Origin of the sequence: Bartonella sp. AA2SXKL (genome assembly GCF_042197205.1) — a bacterium.
Classification (GTDB): Bacteria; Pseudomonadota; Alphaproteobacteria; order Rhizobiales; family Rhizobiaceae; genus Bartonella.
The window spans coordinates 1-716 of sequence record NZ_JBHIRN010000146.1 but is presented as its reverse complement, the minus strand read 5'-3'; the positions used below and the strand labels follow the sequence as shown (position 1 = coordinate 716).

Sequence of the window (716 nt, the reverse complement as noted above, 5' to 3'; positions counted from 1 at the left end):
ATATGTAACCGCAATTCGTGCAGCACAATGTGGCTTTAAGACTGCGATTGTTGAACGTGAACATCTAGGTGGGATTTGCTTAAATTGGGGTTGTATTCCAACAAAGGCACTTTTACGTTCAGCGGAAATAAAGCATTTTTCTGAACATTTGAAGGATTATGGTTTAAAGCTCAACGGTTCAATTGAGGCTAATATCAAAGATGTCGTGGCACGTTCGCGTGCAGTTTCAGCGCGTTTAAATGCTGGTGTTGGTTTTTTGATGAAAAAAAACAAAATCGATATTATTTGGGGTGAAGCGAAATTTACAAAGAAGGCGAAAGGGAGTCAGCTTGTGGAAATTACGGTTTCGTCATCTTCCAAACCGATTATGCAACCGCAAAATCCAGTACCAAAAGGAACATTAGGAGAAGGGATTTATCAAGCAAAGCACATCATTATTGCAACGGGTGCACGTCCTCGTATCCTTCCTGGTATTGAGCCAGATGGGAAGCTCATTTGGACTTATTTTGAAGCTATGATTCCCCACGTAATGCCGAAATCGCTCTTGGTCATGGGATCTGGTGCCATTGGCATTGAATTTGCTTCTTTTTATCATGATATGGGGGCAAGCGTAACTGTTGTTGAAATGATGCCTCACATCATGCCAGCTGAGGATATTGAAATTTCAACATTTGCTCGTAAACGGTTAGAGAAAAAAGGCATTCGCATTCTTAGCC

1 protein-coding gene is annotated in these 716 nt (G+C 41.3%); it reads left to right on the top strand.

The features are described 5' to 3' along the window. A partial coding sequence (locus ACFINS_RS10335; protein ID WP_375706218.1) for an FAD-dependent oxidoreductase occupies positions 1-716 on the top strand: 716 nt, incomplete at both ends.